Origin of the sequence: Paraburkholderia caffeinilytica (assembly GCF_046030355.1) — a bacterium.
In the GTDB taxonomy this organism is placed as follows: domain Bacteria; phylum Pseudomonadota; class Gammaproteobacteria; order Burkholderiales; family Burkholderiaceae; genus Paraburkholderia; species Paraburkholderia caffeinilytica_B.
In genome coordinates this window covers 1-12,745 of record NZ_JAQQCQ010000017.1, presented here as the reverse complement: position 1 = coordinate 12,745, position 12,745 = coordinate 1, and the positions used below count along the sequence as shown (strand labels likewise).

The 12,745-nt window shown below is 63.5% G+C and carries 11 protein-coding genes; 9 read left to right on the top strand and 2 right to left on the bottom strand.

The features are described 5' to 3' along the window. Window positions 1-179: 179 nt before the first annotated feature. Window positions 180-1,739: an ABC1 kinase family protein gene (locus tag PQQ95_RS23735; protein ID WP_408441402.1), complete on the bottom strand. Its 1,560-nt coding sequence runs from the start codon at window positions 1,737-1,739 to the stop codon at window positions 180-182. A 185-nt stretch (window positions 1,740-1,924) separates the two neighbouring features. On the opposite strand from PQQ95_RS23735, the gene PQQ95_RS23730 reads away from it, so the two are divergent. After that, window positions 1,925-2,680, top strand: coding sequence for a DeoR/GlpR family DNA-binding transcription regulator (locus tag PQQ95_RS23730; RefSeq protein ID WP_408441400.1), 756 nt, complete (start codon window positions 1,925-1,927; stop codon window positions 2,678-2,680). A 125-nt stretch (window positions 2,681-2,805) separates the two neighbouring features. Here PQQ95_RS23730 and PQQ95_RS23725 read toward each other — a convergent pair whose 3' ends face one another. Further along, entirely contained in the window at window positions 2,806-3,918 is a 1,113-nt protein-coding gene (locus tag PQQ95_RS23725; protein WP_408441397.1) for a 2-aminoethylphosphonate--pyruvate transaminase, read from the bottom strand. A 372-nt stretch (window positions 3,919-4,290) separates the two neighbouring features. On the opposite strand from PQQ95_RS23725, the gene phnS reads away from it, so the two are divergent. The 8 genes from phnS (at window position 4,291) to PQQ95_RS23685 (ending at window position 12,490) form a co-directional block, all read left to right on the top strand. Next, window positions 4,291-5,382, top strand: a complete 1,092-nt coding sequence (gene phnS / locus PQQ95_RS23720) for a 2-aminoethylphosphonate ABC transporter substrate-binding protein (RefSeq protein WP_408441394.1) — start codon at window positions 4,291-4,293, stop codon at window positions 5,380-5,382. An 89-nt stretch (window positions 5,383-5,471) separates the two neighbouring features. Further along, window positions 5,472-6,572, top strand: a complete 1,101-nt coding sequence (gene phnT, locus PQQ95_RS23715) for a 2-aminoethylphosphonate ABC transport system ATP-binding subunit PhnT (protein WP_408441392.1) — start codon at window positions 5,472-5,474, stop codon at window positions 6,570-6,572. Next, the gene (locus tag PQQ95_RS23710; protein ID WP_408441390.1) at window positions 6,550-7,494 is read left to right on the top strand and encodes a 2-aminoethylphosphonate ABC transporter permease subunit; all 945 of its coding nucleotides are present in this window, start codon (window positions 6,550-6,552) and stop codon (window positions 7,492-7,494) included. The genes phnT and PQQ95_RS23710 overlap by 23 nt, the downstream gene beginning before the upstream one ends. After that, complete coding sequence (gene phnV / locus PQQ95_RS23705; RefSeq protein ID WP_408441388.1) at window positions 7,484-8,347, top strand: 2-aminoethylphosphonate ABC transport system, membrane component PhnV; 864 nt, start codon at window positions 7,484-7,486, stop codon at window positions 8,345-8,347. The genes PQQ95_RS23710 and phnV overlap by 11 nt, the downstream gene beginning before the upstream one ends. 81 nt (window positions 8,348-8,428) lie before the next feature. Further along, the gene (locus tag PQQ95_RS23700; protein ID WP_408441385.1) at window positions 8,429-9,163 is read left to right on the top strand and encodes a phosphonate utilization associated transcriptional regulator; all 735 of its coding nucleotides are present in this window, start codon (window positions 8,429-8,431) and stop codon (window positions 9,161-9,163) included. 57 nt (window positions 9,164-9,220) lie between these two features. After that, window positions 9,221-10,477 carry a phosphonoacetate hydrolase gene (gene phnA / locus PQQ95_RS23695; protein WP_408441763.1) on the top strand — a complete coding sequence of 419 codons (1,257 nt, stop codon included), beginning with the start codon at window positions 9,221-9,223 and terminating at the stop codon, window positions 10,475-10,477. Beyond that, window positions 10,474-11,925 (top strand): phosphonoacetaldehyde dehydrogenase, encoded by a 1,452-nt coding sequence (gene phnY, locus PQQ95_RS23690; protein ID WP_408441382.1) that lies wholly within the window; start codon window positions 10,474-10,476, stop codon window positions 11,923-11,925. The genes phnA and phnY overlap by 4 nt, the downstream gene beginning before the upstream one ends. A gap of 4 nt (window positions 11,926-11,929) precedes the next feature. Then, window positions 11,930-12,490 carry a phosphonate degradation HD-domain oxygenase gene (locus PQQ95_RS23685; RefSeq protein ID WP_408441379.1) on the top strand — a complete coding sequence of 187 codons (561 nt, stop codon included), beginning with the start codon at window positions 11,930-11,932 and terminating at the stop codon, window positions 12,488-12,490. Window positions 12,491-12,745 lie beyond the last annotated feature (255 nt).

The window sequence follows — 12,745 nt, the reverse complement described above, 5'->3', positions numbered from 1 at the left end:
CGATGGGATATTCCCGAACGCACCTTGCGGTCTGGCCTCCTCGCACATCAACCGTAGCTGGACGCTGGCGCTAATTCTTCCTCGTCGTGGCTTGCGCCTCGAATCCTATTAGCTCGAAGACACCGGTGTCACCGCATTCGCCGCAAGGGCGTATCCGCAGCATTACCGGATCCACGGCATTACCACATCAGCAGCACGGTTCCCGCGCCGAGCACTCCGCCGCACACCGCGCATGCCCACAGCAGTACACGCGTACGCCGATATTCACGGCTGATATCCAGCATCAGTTGTGCATTCTGCTGCGGCGTGCGGGCGCGATCGTGTTCATGCTGCAGATAGCGCACGGCCAGTTGCGGCACGCGCGGCAGCATATGCGCCAGATGCGGCAGCTCGCGCGAGATGCGCTTGATCCAGCCGCGGTGGTCCATGTCGCGCCGCGCTATGCCCGCCAGCACGCCGCGCGTGACATTCCACGTATCGACCCCCGGATGCAGCGCACGCGCCAGCATTTCCGCCTGCTGGAACGAGCGCTGCGCGTTGGCGAGACGCCCGGACACGGCGCCGTCGAACGGATGCACCGCGTGCAGCAGGTGATGAAAGAGCGAACCCGCCGAGCGGTCTTCCGGCGCGGCGGCGAAGTGCGCTTCGGCGCGCGTGCGCAACTCGGCTTCGAGCATCTCCTTGCGTGTGTCGTTCGACACATGCCCGGCGTCGCGATGCAATTCGGCGAGCCGGCCGTAGTCCTGCTCGAACAGCGCGGTCGCGCCGTGCACGAAAAATTCACGCTCGCCGGTCGACAGACTCGACATGATCGAGAACTCCGCCAGCACGAGGCGTCCCAGCGTGTCCGGTTCGATGCTCACGCGCACCCGGCGCGCGTCGAGCGTCGCGTGAAAGAAGCCGTGTTCGAACGCCTGTTCAGTCACCACCTCGACGATATGCGCGGCCAGCGGCGCAAGCTTGACGTGATGCGCATGCAGGCCGGGCAGGTCGCTGGCGGCCAGGGTGCTGACGCGTTGCATCGTCAGCGTGTGGTCGGTGCAGAGGTCCCAGATCACGTCCGGCACGACGATGCGCCGGTCGCCGTCGAAATGATGGCCGGTCTGGCTCAGATTGGCGGCTTCGGCGCGTAGATCGAAGCGGCGCAGGATGTCGTCAGTGAAGGTTTGCGCGAGCGTACGCAGTTGCAGGCGGCGGGCCGAGCTGGAAAGCTTCTCCAGCCAGCGGGCGACCCAGCGCAAAAGCGCGAGTTCGTCGCCGATCTGTTGCAACAGATCGGCGCGCACCAGCTTGATGGCCACTTCGCGATGGCCGTTGACCGGCACGATGAGCCGCGCGAAGTGCGTCTGTTCGGCAAAGCCGCCGCGCACCGGCACCAGATCGACCGTGCTGAAGATCGTGGCGAGCGGCCGGCCGAATGCATGGGCCAAAGCCTGTTCGGATTCCTGCGGCGGCAGCGGGGCTTCGAGATGATCGATCGCGTCAATGGCATCGTGCAAGGTGCCGGTCGCGAGTTCGGGCCGTTCGACCACGGTCTGCGCGAAGCGGCTCGCGAGCGGTCCGAGCGCGGGCAGCACCCCGTGCAGGCTTTCAACGCTGCGCCCGGACGCGTGCAGGCGTCCGGCCAGCTCGATCATCCAGTGCAGTTTGTGGTCGGAGGGGGCGGCGAGCCAGATCAGGCGTGCGCCATAACGCAACGCGTGGAACAGCAGCAGTAAACGGCGAAACAGTGGCGGCATCGGCAGTTCGGTTGACGGACTACGCGGCATCGACAGGCATCGACAGACATCGGCGCGCGGCCAGGGCGTTCAGATTAGCAGGTAAGCGCAGCAAGAGGAGCATCCCTGCGCCACGCGTAATACAATACGCCGGCCTTCTCCAAACGTGGCGAAACCCAAGTGTGCCGGTTCCCGGCCTCCAATCGATGCTCGCAGAACAACGTCACCAATACATCCTGGCGCAAGTCGCCAAAACCGGCGCGCTCTCGGTCGCGGAGCTGGTGCGCGAACTGAACGTGTCGCGCGAGACGATCCGACGGGATCTGAATGCGCTGGCCGGACGCGGTCTGCTGGTCACGACTCACGGCGGCGCGCTGTCCAGCGATCGCCGCGAGCCCGACCTCGATACGCGCGAAGCCGCCAACGCCGGCGCCAAGCGGGCGATCGGCGAACGCGCGGCCGAGTTCGTTCCGGACGGCGCCTCGCTGATCATCGATTCGGGCAGCACCACGCAAGCGGTGGCCCGGGCGCTGCTCGACCGGCACCGCCTGTCGGTCTATACGAACGACTGGCGTATCGCGCTGCTGCTCGGCCGCCGCAACGATAACCGCGTGACGTTGCTCGGCGGCGAACTGTCGGATATCGAAGACGCCACCTTCGGTCTCGACACGGTCCATCAGCTGACGCAGTACCACGCGGACTTCGCCTTCATCGGCGCGGGCGGTATCTCGCCGGACGGCTATCTGACCGACTACAGCCGCATGGCCGCCGAGGTGCGCAGCCGTATGATCGCCGCCGCCGACACGGTGGTGGTGGTCGCCGATCATTCGAAGTTCGGGCGCGTGACGCCAGTGCGCATCAATGGCATCGAATCGGCACGTTATCTGGTCACCGAACTGGCGCCGGAGAAGACGCTCGGCAAGGCGATCGCGGCGCATGGGCCGGAAATACTGATCGCGTGAGGAATTGGGCACCGGGGCCTTGAGCACGGAGCACACAAGCACAGAGCACAGAGGCACCGCGGACCCGCACGCACGTCCACGTGCCTCTCATACCTCCTCGCCCCGGCCGCCCCGCTGCGTCCGCATCACTTCACACGAATCCCAAGCCATTTCAGCGTACGGCCGATCGCGGCCACCGCGTTATGCAGTTCGTTCGCGTCGATCGCGCCGATGCAACCCACGCGGAATGTCTCCACTTGCGTGAGCTTGCCCGGATACAACACGTAACCGGCCTCGCGCACCGCCGCATAGAAGTTCGCAAAATTCCACGCGGGGTCGCGCGGCGCGTGGAAGGTGACGATCACCGGCGCCTGGACCTCGGGTTTCAGAAACGGTTCGAAGCCGAGCGCTTTCATACCGCTGACTAACGCCTCACAGTTCTGTGCGTAGCGTGCGCCGCGTGCCGCTTGTCCCCCTTCCGCGATGAACTGGTCGAGCGCCCGGCGCAACGCCGCGACCACATGAGTCGGCGGCGTGAAGCGCCACTGCGTCGTCTTCTCCATATAGACGTATTGATCGTACAGATCCAGCGCGAGCGACGGCGAGCGGCCTTCGCTCCGTTCCAGCACGCTGCGCCGCACAATCACGAATCCCATTCCCGGCACGCCTTCCAGGCATTTGCCGCTGGCCGAGATCAGCGCGTCGATGCCGCCGCGCCGCAAATCGATGGGCAGCGCACCGAACGAACTCATGGCGTCGACGATCAGGCTTTTGCCGTGCCGCTGACACACCGCGGCGATATCGTCGAGCGGATTGAGCAGGCCGGCGCTCGTTTCCAGATGGACTTGCGCGACATGCGTGATACGCGAGTCGAGATTGAGGGCGTCTTCGATGGCGGCGGGGCTGACTGGCTCGTCCTCGCGAAGCGCAAGTTCGATATAAGCGATTCCCATACGCTGCAATATCCGGATCAGACGGGCACAATACGCGCCGTTGCTCGGAACCAGCACGCAGCCTTGACGCGGCACCAGCGTGCCGAGCGCCGCCTCGACCGCGAACGTGCCGCTGCCTTGAAGCGGCACGCATACATAGTCATTTTCGCCATGTACGATTTTCACGAGGTCGGCGCATACGCTATGGGTCATGCGGTTGAACGCGGCGTCCCACGAGCCCCAGTCGCGCAGCATCGCCTCACGGGTTTGCGGCGACGTGCTCAACGGGCCCGGGGTCAGCAGGATTGGGTCGTTTCCAATAATCACACAGCCTCCGTCGTCAGATGAATGTCCGTCGCCCGGGCAGGGTGACGAAAAGATTGACTTGGATATTATTGGCGAATTGTGTCATTTTTTGGAATTAGACAGAATAGTCACGGCGTTGTCATGGAAACCTGTAATCCTTGCTGTGCCCGTTCAGGCATGGCAGGCAGCGCGAGTGTCGTAGGTGAGCTGTAAGTCAGGCTGGAGAGGAAGCGGCAAAGTTGTCGGCAATCTGCAATCCCCGCGAAGTGGGGCGAAACTGCACGGCAACTGGCTGCGGGCAACACGCAAGCGGCACGGCGCTACCGCCGTTCAATCACAACAGGTATCGGGATATCCCGACCGTCTGGTTTTTTGCCTTTCGGAGAGAGCGACATGACAAAGACGAATTCCCTTCACGCCACGGCTGGCCTCGCACGCAAACTGTTGCCGGCGCTGATCGCCGCAGCAGCGTTCGGCGGCACGGCGATGCAGGCCCATGCGGCTGACGCAGTGGTGCTGTACACCGCCGACGGCCTCGAAAATCTCTACAAGGATGTGCTGCCGGCCTTCGAAAAGAAGGAAGGCGTGAAGGTCAACATCGTCACGGCAGGCAGCGGCGAAGTGGTGAACCGCGCCACCATCGAGAAGGATCAGCCGAAGGCCGACGTGCTCGTCACGTTGCCGCCGTTCATCCAGCAAGCCGACCAGGCCGGCCTGCTGCAGGCTTATCAGAGCGCCAACTACAAGAACGTGCCGGCGATCGCCAAGGCGCCGAACGGCTCGTGGGCGACTTTCGTGAACAACTACTTCTCGTTCGCGATCAACCCGGACGTCACCAAGAACCAGCCGAAGACCTTCGCTGACCTGCTGCACCCGGACTACACCGGCAAGGTCGCCTACTCGAACCCGGCCACGGCCGGCGACGGGATGGCCGTGATCATCCTGACCACGTCGCTGATGGGTGAAGACAAGGCATTCGACTATCTGAAGAAGCTCGAAGAGAGCGCCAAGTTCCACACCAAGGGCACCGGCTACCTCGACGTGCTGCTCTCGCGTAACGAAATCGCCTTCGCCAACGGCGACCTGCAGATGGATCTGGACGATGCGGCCAACGGCGGTCTGTCGCTCAAGCCGATTTTCCTTGCAGCCAACGCCGGCGACAAGCCGACCACCTTCCAGCTGCCGTACGCGATTGGCCTGATCAAGAACGGTCCGAACCAGGCTGAAGGCAAGAAGCTGATCGACTACCTGATGTCGACCGACGTGCAAGCCAAGGTGCCGGACATCTTCGGCATTCCGGGCCGCACCGACGTGCCGCTCGCCGGCAAGAACGGTGAAGCAGTCAAGCAGGCGATCGCGGGCGTGAAGCTGATCCCGGTGGACTGGACGCAAGTGATGGCGAAGAAGGCTGACTGGACGGCACGCTGGAAGAGCGACGTGATCGGTTCGTCGGGCAAGCCGCTCGAAGTCGTCAAGCCGAAGTAAGCCGTCGCATTCGTAGTCGAATCAGGCGGCGCCCCCTGCATTCCTGCGGGGCGCCGTATCAGCATTAATCCAGTTGGAGGATGAACCCGGTGAATACGGCCAGTCTTGCTCACCCAGGCGCGCTCGGCGCCTCACCGGACGCGCTCGATGCCGCGCGTTCGAACACGCCGGGCGGCGTGCAGATCGACCATCTGACGGTACGCTTCGGTACGCGCACCGTGCTCGACGATCTGTCGCTGACCATTCAGCGCGGCGAATTGCTCACCGTGCTCGGCCGCAGCGGTTGCGGCAAGACCACGCTGCTGCGCTTCATCGCCGGGTTTATCGAAGCGGACGGACTGTCGGGCACCTTGACCGTCGCCGGTCACGACCTGACGCATGTGCCGCCGCATAAGCGCAATCTGGGCTTGCTGTTCCAGAGCTATGCGCTGTTCCCGCATCTGTCGGTGTTCGATAACGTGGCTTTCGGGCTGCGCGCGCGCGGCACGCCGTCGAAGGATATCGCGCGGCGTGTTGCCGACGCGTTGAAGCTCGTGCAACTGGGCGACGCCGGGCATCACATGCCGGCGCAATTGTCGGGCGGCATGCAGCAGCGCGTGGCGCTCGCGCGTGCGCTCGTGATCGAGCCCGACGTGCTGTTGCTCGACGAACCGCTTTCCGCACTGGATGCCAATCTGCGCGCCTCGGTGCGTTCCGAACTGAAGGCGCTGCACGAGCGCCTGCCGAATCTGACGATCGTCTGCGTGACGCACGATCAGGACGACGCACTGGTGCTGTCCGATCGCACGCTGCTGATGCGCGAAGGCCGCATCGCGCAACTCGGCACGCCGCAACAGCTGTACGACACGCCGAACGACGGGTTCGTCGCGCGTTATCTGGGTGCGGCCAATCTGCTGCCGCCGCAGGTCGCATTCAGCATGGGCGATGTGCGCTACAACGAGCGCGAGCGGGTGGCCTGCCTGCGTCCGGAAGCGCTGCGCATCGTGCCGCTCGGCGAAGGGCAGTTGCATGGCGCGATTGCGTCGGTCGAATGGTACGGCGCGGTGCTGTCGGTGTCGGTCGTGCTGGACGCGATGCCTAACGAGCCCGTGCTGGTCACCATGCAGCGCGGCCACGGCATGATGCCGGAAAAGGGCGCGCGTGTTTCCCTGCGTTATGAGGCTGACGATGTCGTCCTTATCAACCCCTGATACCTCTGATTCGATGAGCGCGGCGGCCGCCGATGCTCGCCGCAGCGCCAGTGCGGCTTCGCACACGGCAGCGGTGAAGCGGCGCGAACGCGCGGCGCAATGGCACCTGCTGTTCCTTGCGGTGGTCGTGCTTGGGCCGCTGGTGATCTATCCGCTCGTGCGTCTGGTGCTGCTGAGTTTCACCGGTCCGCACGGTTTGAGCGTGCAGGCCTATTCGGCGTTCTTCGGTAATCCGGAAACGCGCGGCGTGGTCGGCACGACGCTGTGGATTCTGTTCGTGAGCGCCGGGCTCGCCTCGCTGCTCGGCATTGGCCTCGCGGCGTTGTTGTTCTTCAAGCCGTTTCCCGGCGCGCGCATGGTTACGCGTTTCCTCGAACTGTTCGTCGCGTTCCCTTCGTTTCTGGTCGCGTTCACGCTGATCTTTCTGTACGGCTCGCAGGGCTCGGTCAGCATCGCCTTGCAGCAGCTGTTTCATCTCGAGGCGCCGCCGCTCAATTTCCTGTTCGGCGTGGGCGGGGTGATTCTCGCGGAGGTGGTCTTCTACGCGCCGTTTGTCGTGCGTCCTACGCTGGCGTCGTTCGCCACGCTCGACATGCGTCTGATCGAAGCCGCCCGCAGTCTCGGCGCAAGCGGCTGGATGGTCGCGTTCAAGGTGATCCTGCCGCTCGCGTGGCCGGGCATCGCCGCGGGCACGATCCTGTGTTTCCTGCTGACGTTGAACGAGTTCGGCATTCTGCTCGTGCTCGGCAGCGCGCATCTGATCACGCTGCCGGTCGCGATCTACAGTTCAGCGACCGTCGATCTGGATCTGCCGACCGCCGCCGCCGGCGCGGTCGTGATGTTGATCATGTCATTGTCGCTGTACGCGTTGTACCGGCAAGTCAACCGTCGCAAGGTGAAAGGAGCGGGCCATGGCCGTTGAACTCGACCCGACCGTTTTGCCGGTCATGCACAAGAAAGCGCGGCCGGTGCGCCGCAGTCTGCCGGTGCGCATGCTCGGCAGTTTGCTGCTCGGCTTTGCTGCGTTGCTGTGCTTCTGGCTGTTCGTTCTGCCGGTGCTGGTGGTTGCGCTATCGAGCGTGGCCGGGCACTGGTCGGGCACGATCCTGCCTGACAGCCTCAGCATGCGCTGGTTCGAACGGCTGGGCTCCAGCGATTTCGACGCGCTGACGACCAGCCTCGAAATCGGCATGGGCGTCGCCGTGCTCGGCACGATTCTCGGGCTGTGGCTGGCATTGGCGCTCGAAGGCCGCGACCGGCGGGGTCTCGGCGCGTTCGTGGACACCATTGCGATGATGCCGAACGGCGTGCCGAGCGTGGTGCTCGGGCTGGCCGTGCTGATCGCGTACCACAAGCGTCCGCTCGATCTGTCGAGCTCGGCGGCCATCGTCGTGTTTGTGCAACTCGCGCTGGTGCTGCCGTTCTGCTACCGCTGCGCGGCTGCCGCGTTGCGTCCGGAATTGACCATTCTGCGCGAAGCGGCTGCGAGCTTGGGAGCGCCGCCGTCGATGGTGTTACGCCGCGTCGTGCTGCCGCAACTGGTGCCGGCGATCCGCGCGAGTCTCGCACTCGGTTTCGCGCTCTCGCTCGGCGAACTGGGCGCCACGCTCACCGTGTACCCGCCAGGCTTTGCGACGGTGCCGATCGTGGTGGTGGGGCAGGTGGAACGTGGTTATTACCTGCCGGCCTCCGCGTTGTCGCTGATTTTGCTGATGGTTTCGCTTGCCGCGCTGCTGCTGATCGCGGCGCGTGTCCCGCGCCGTCGGGCGGACTGACGAGCACCTTCTACTGGATGTGCTTGCGTGACTTGATCGCGCGCAAGCCATCCCGCTATCGATGTGGCGAAATTTGTCAAAATGACCGAATATATGCAAACTGCTTCTGTCGATCCGATTGAGGTTGTGCGCAGGCATTCGCTGACGACGCTGGTCCGCGACGAAATCGAACGGCACATCATCGAGGGGGCGCTCGCCCCCGGCGACAAACTCAATGAAGCCGACTGGGCCGCGCGTCTGCAAGTATCGCGCGGGCCGGTGCGCGAGGCGTTCCGCGCGCTGGAGCAGGCGGGCCTCGTGCGCACCGAGAAAAACCGCGGCGTGTTCGTGCGGACGGTGTCGTTGGCGGAGGCGGACGAGATTTATGCCGTGCGGGCGGTGCTTGAAGAGGCCGCGTGCCGGATGCTGGCGTCGCGTATCGATGCGCGCAAGCTTGCCGTGTTGCGCGAGTGGCTCGATGCGATGCGCGCCGCGCTCGATGCGCAGGATCACGATGCCTACGCGCGCGCCAATGTGGCGTTTCACGATGCGATCGTGGCGGCGTCGGGCAATGAGAAGCTGTATGAGACGTATCGAAGGCTGGTAGGCGAGTTGAGTCTGTTTCGCCGCGCCGCGCTGGTGGTGCATGCCGACGCGATGGAGCGCTCGCTCGCCGAGCATCGCGCGATTCTGACGGCACTGGCCTCGCGCGATGCCGAACATGCCGCGGCGTTGATGCATGCGCATGTGAACGGCGGCCTGCAGCGTGCGCGTGAGGCGTGCGAACCGGCGGGGCCGTTGGGTACGGTGCAGATGTCGGCGGCAGCGAACGATTGAGACTGACTGCAACGGATTGACCAGAGCACGCGTGCTCTCAACGGATGGAAGGTAATGATGGCAAACGCAAGCGAACGTACGATCGAAGTCAACGGCCGCGGTTACCGGCTGCCTGCGCAACCCACGGTTGTGGTGTGCGTCGACGGCTGCGAATACGATTACCTCGAAGCCGCGGTGGCGGCGGGCGTCGCGCCTTTCATCGGCAAGATGCTCAAGGGCGGCGCGGCCTTCAAGGGCGACTGCGTGGTTCCGTCGTTCACCAATCCAAATAATCTTTCGATCGTGTGCGGTGTGCCGCCCTCGGTGCACGGTATCTGCGGCAACTACTTCTGGGACCCGGACGCGAACGGCGGTGAAGGCGCGGAAGTGATGATGAACGATCCGGCCTATCTGCGCGCGGGGACCTTGCTGGCTGCCGCAGCCGAAGCAGGCGCCGCGGTTGCCGTGGTCACCGCGAAAGACAAGCTGCGCCGGCTGCTCGGCTGGCAATTGAAGGGCATCTGCTTTTCGGCGGAAAAAGCCGACCAGGTGACGCGCGAAGAAAACGGCATCGACGAAGTGCTCGATCTGGTCGGTTTGCCCGTGCCGGATGTGTATAGCGCGGGGTTGTCCGAGTTTGTGTTCGCGGCCGGCGTGCGGCTTGCTGAAACCCGCAAGCTCGATCTGATGTATCTGTCGACCACCGATTACATTCAGCACAAATGGGCGCCGGGCACCGAAGGCGCGAATGCTTTCTACGCGATGATGGACGGCTATCTCGCGAAGCTCGATGCGCTCGGCTGGGTGATCGGCCTGACTGCCGACCACGGCATGAACGCCAAGCACGACCCGAAGACCGGCGAGCCGAATGTGATCTATCTGCAGGACGTGCTGGACGATTGGCTGGGTGTTCGCCGCGCCCGTGTCATCTTGCCGATTACCGACCCTTATGTCGTGCATCACGGCGCGCTCGGTTCGTTCGCGACGATTTACCTGCCGCACGACGTGAGCGTTATGCAGGTGATCGAACGGATCGGCGGACTGCAGGGCATTGAAGTCGTGCTCGACAATCGCGCTGCTTGCGAGCGCTTCGAACTGCCGAACGACCGCGTCGGCGATATCGTCGTCGTGAGTACCCGGCATGTGGTGCTCGGCACGCGTCGCGATGAGCACGATCTGTCCGGACTGACCGTGCCGTTACGCTCGCATGGTGGTATCTCCGAGCAGGAGGTGCCGTTGTTGTTCAATCGCCGCGTCGAGGGGCTGCCGACCGATAAACGGCTGCGTAACTTCGATATCTTCGACGTCGCATTGAATCACGTGTCGGCATCATGAACGCCATGCTGCGGGACCATCCGGCGTTTCGTGCGGAAGCACTGCGGCTCAAAGGCGAGCGCGTGAAGCGCCCCCGCACGCTCGACGTGTTCGATCCTTTTACGGGGACGCGGGTGGGCACGGTCCCGTTGGCGAGTATCGACGACGTGCGCGCCGCGTTCGAATATGCCGCCGCGTATCAGGCGAAGCTCACACGCTACGAGCGCTCGCAGATTCTCGAACGCGCCGCGGCGTTGCTGCGGGAACGGACCGAGGAGGCATCGGATCTGATTTCGCTCGAGTCGGGTTTGTCGAAGCAGGATTCGCGCTACGAGATCGGCCGCGTCGCGGATGTGTTCAAGTTCGCCTCGATCGAGGCCCTGCGCGACGACGGGCAGAGCTTCTCGTGCGATCTCACGCCGCATGGCAAGAAGCGCCGGGTGTTTTCGCAGCGTGAGCCGCTGGCGGGGGTGATCGTCGCGATTACGCCGTTCAATCATCCGATGAACCAGGTCGCGCACAAGATTGCGCCGGCTATTGCAACCAATAATCGCGTGGTGCTGAAACCGTCGGAGAAGGTGCCACTGTCGGCGTTTTATCTGGCGGACATTCTTTACGAAGCGGGTTTGCCGACGCCGATGCTGCAGGTGTTGACCGGCGATCCGCGTGAAATCGCCGATGAACTGATTACGCATCCTCTCGCGGAACTCGTGACGTTCACGGGCGGCGTGGCGATTGGTAAATACATTGCGGCGAAGGCGGCTTACCGGCGCGTCGTGCTGGAACTGGGCGGCAACGATCCGCTGATCGTGCTCGAAGACGCCGATCTCGAACGCGCGGCGACACTCGCCGTGCAGGGCTCGTACAAGAACTCCGGGCAACGGTGTACTGCAGTCAAGCGGATGCTGGTGCAAAAGAGCATCGCAGCGGACTTCACCGATCTGGTTGTGGAGAAGACGCGTGCATGGACCTACGGCGATCCGTTCGACGCGTCGAATCAGATGGGCACCGTGATCGACGTCGCCGCCGCGCAGCTATTCGAGGCGCGTGTGAACGAGGCGGTGGCGAGTGGCGCGCGCTTGCGCATCGGTAACCAGCGCGACGGCGCGCTTTATTCGCCGACGGTGCTGGATGGCGTCGACCCGTCAATGACACTGGTGCGCGAGGAAACGTTCGGCCCGGTGTCGCCGATCATCACCTTCGACACGCTCGACGACGCCGTCCGTATCAGTAACGGGACGCCGTTCGGATTGTCGTCCGGTGTGTGCACGAACCGGCAGGACGCGATCACGCGCCTCATCAACGAATTGCGCGTGGGAACGGTCAACGTGTGGGAAGTGCCGGGATACCGGATCGAGCTGACGCCGTTCGGCGGCATCAAGGATTCCGGGCTTGGCTATAAAGAAGGCGTTCAGGAAGCGATGAAGAGCTTCACCAACCTGAAGACCTTTTCATTACCGTGGGAGTAAGAACGTGGCATTGAGTCTGAACGACATCCGTTCGTTATATGAGCAGTACGGCAACCTTGCCTATAGCGGCGAGCCGGTGACGCAGCTTGAACATGCGTTGCAAAGCGGCGCCTTGGCGGAAGAGGCGGGCGCTGACGAAGAACTCGTTGCCGCGGCGTTTCTGCACGACCTCGGCCATCTGCTGAATCTGCAAGGCGAAACGCCGACGGAGCGGGGCATCGACGATTTGCATCAGTATTTCGCGCTGCCGTTCTTGCGGCCGGTATTGTCGGACGCGGTGTTGGAGCCTATCCGGCTGCACGTCGACGCCAAGCGCTGCCTTTGCGCAATCGACGATGCGTATTTTGGCCAGCTTTCCGCCGATTCGGTGCGGAGCCTGGAATTGCAAGGGGGCATCTTCAGCAAGGAAGAGGCTGAGGCGTTTCTGCAGAAGCCTTATGCGGAAGACGCATTGCGTCTGCGCAAATGGGACGATCGCGCCAAAGAGGAGAATCGTGCCACGCCGGGGCTCGATCATTATTTGAGCGTAGTCGAGCGGGTGATGCAGAAGCGCGTGGCCGTCTGAACGAGGTGGTTTCCGGCTGAGTTTCGGTTGAGCTTGTTGCGCCACTCGTTTTCAATTCTTGCACCATTTCTGGCGCAGTCCATGCGCATCAAAATAACGCTTGCAAGGGTGGGTGCGGCTCGCTAGAATCTCGCTCTTTCGTGCTCCGGACGCCGGGGCATGGGAAGCGGGAGAGCCAGCAGTGGCAAGGCTTTGCGCGCAGTGAGCGGGTTCAGAAAGTTAGAAAAACCTGTTGACGGCGTAGCGAAAGTTCTT

Excerpts from the sequence above, each read along its gene's own strand:
- PQQ95_RS23735 (WP_408441402.1), bottom strand. The coding sequence starts at position 1,739 with ATGCCGCCACTGTTTCGCCGTTTACTGCTGCTGTTCCACGCGTTGCGT.
- PQQ95_RS23730 (WP_408441400.1), top strand. The coding sequence starts at position 1,925 with ATGCTCGCAGAACAACGTCACCAATACATCCTGGCGCAAGTCGCCAAA.
- phnS (WP_408441394.1), top strand. The coding sequence starts at position 4,291 with ATGACAAAGACGAATTCCCTTCACGCCACGGCTGGCCTCGCACGCAAA.
- PQQ95_RS23710 (WP_408441390.1), top strand. The coding sequence starts at position 6,550 with ATGTCGTCCTTATCAACCCCTGATACCTCTGATTCGATGAGCGCGGCG.
- phnV (WP_408441388.1), top strand. The coding sequence starts at position 7,484 with ATGGCCGTTGAACTCGACCCGACCGTTTTGCCGGTCATGCACAAGAAA.
- PQQ95_RS23700 (WP_408441385.1), top strand. The coding sequence starts at position 8,429 with ATGACCGAATATATGCAAACTGCTTCTGTCGATCCGATTGAGGTTGTG.
- phnA (WP_408441763.1), top strand. The coding sequence starts at position 9,221 with ATGGCAAACGCAAGCGAACGTACGATCGAAGTCAACGGCCGCGGTTAC.
- phnY (WP_408441382.1), top strand. The coding sequence starts at position 10,474 with ATGAACGCCATGCTGCGGGACCATCCGGCGTTTCGTGCGGAAGCACTG.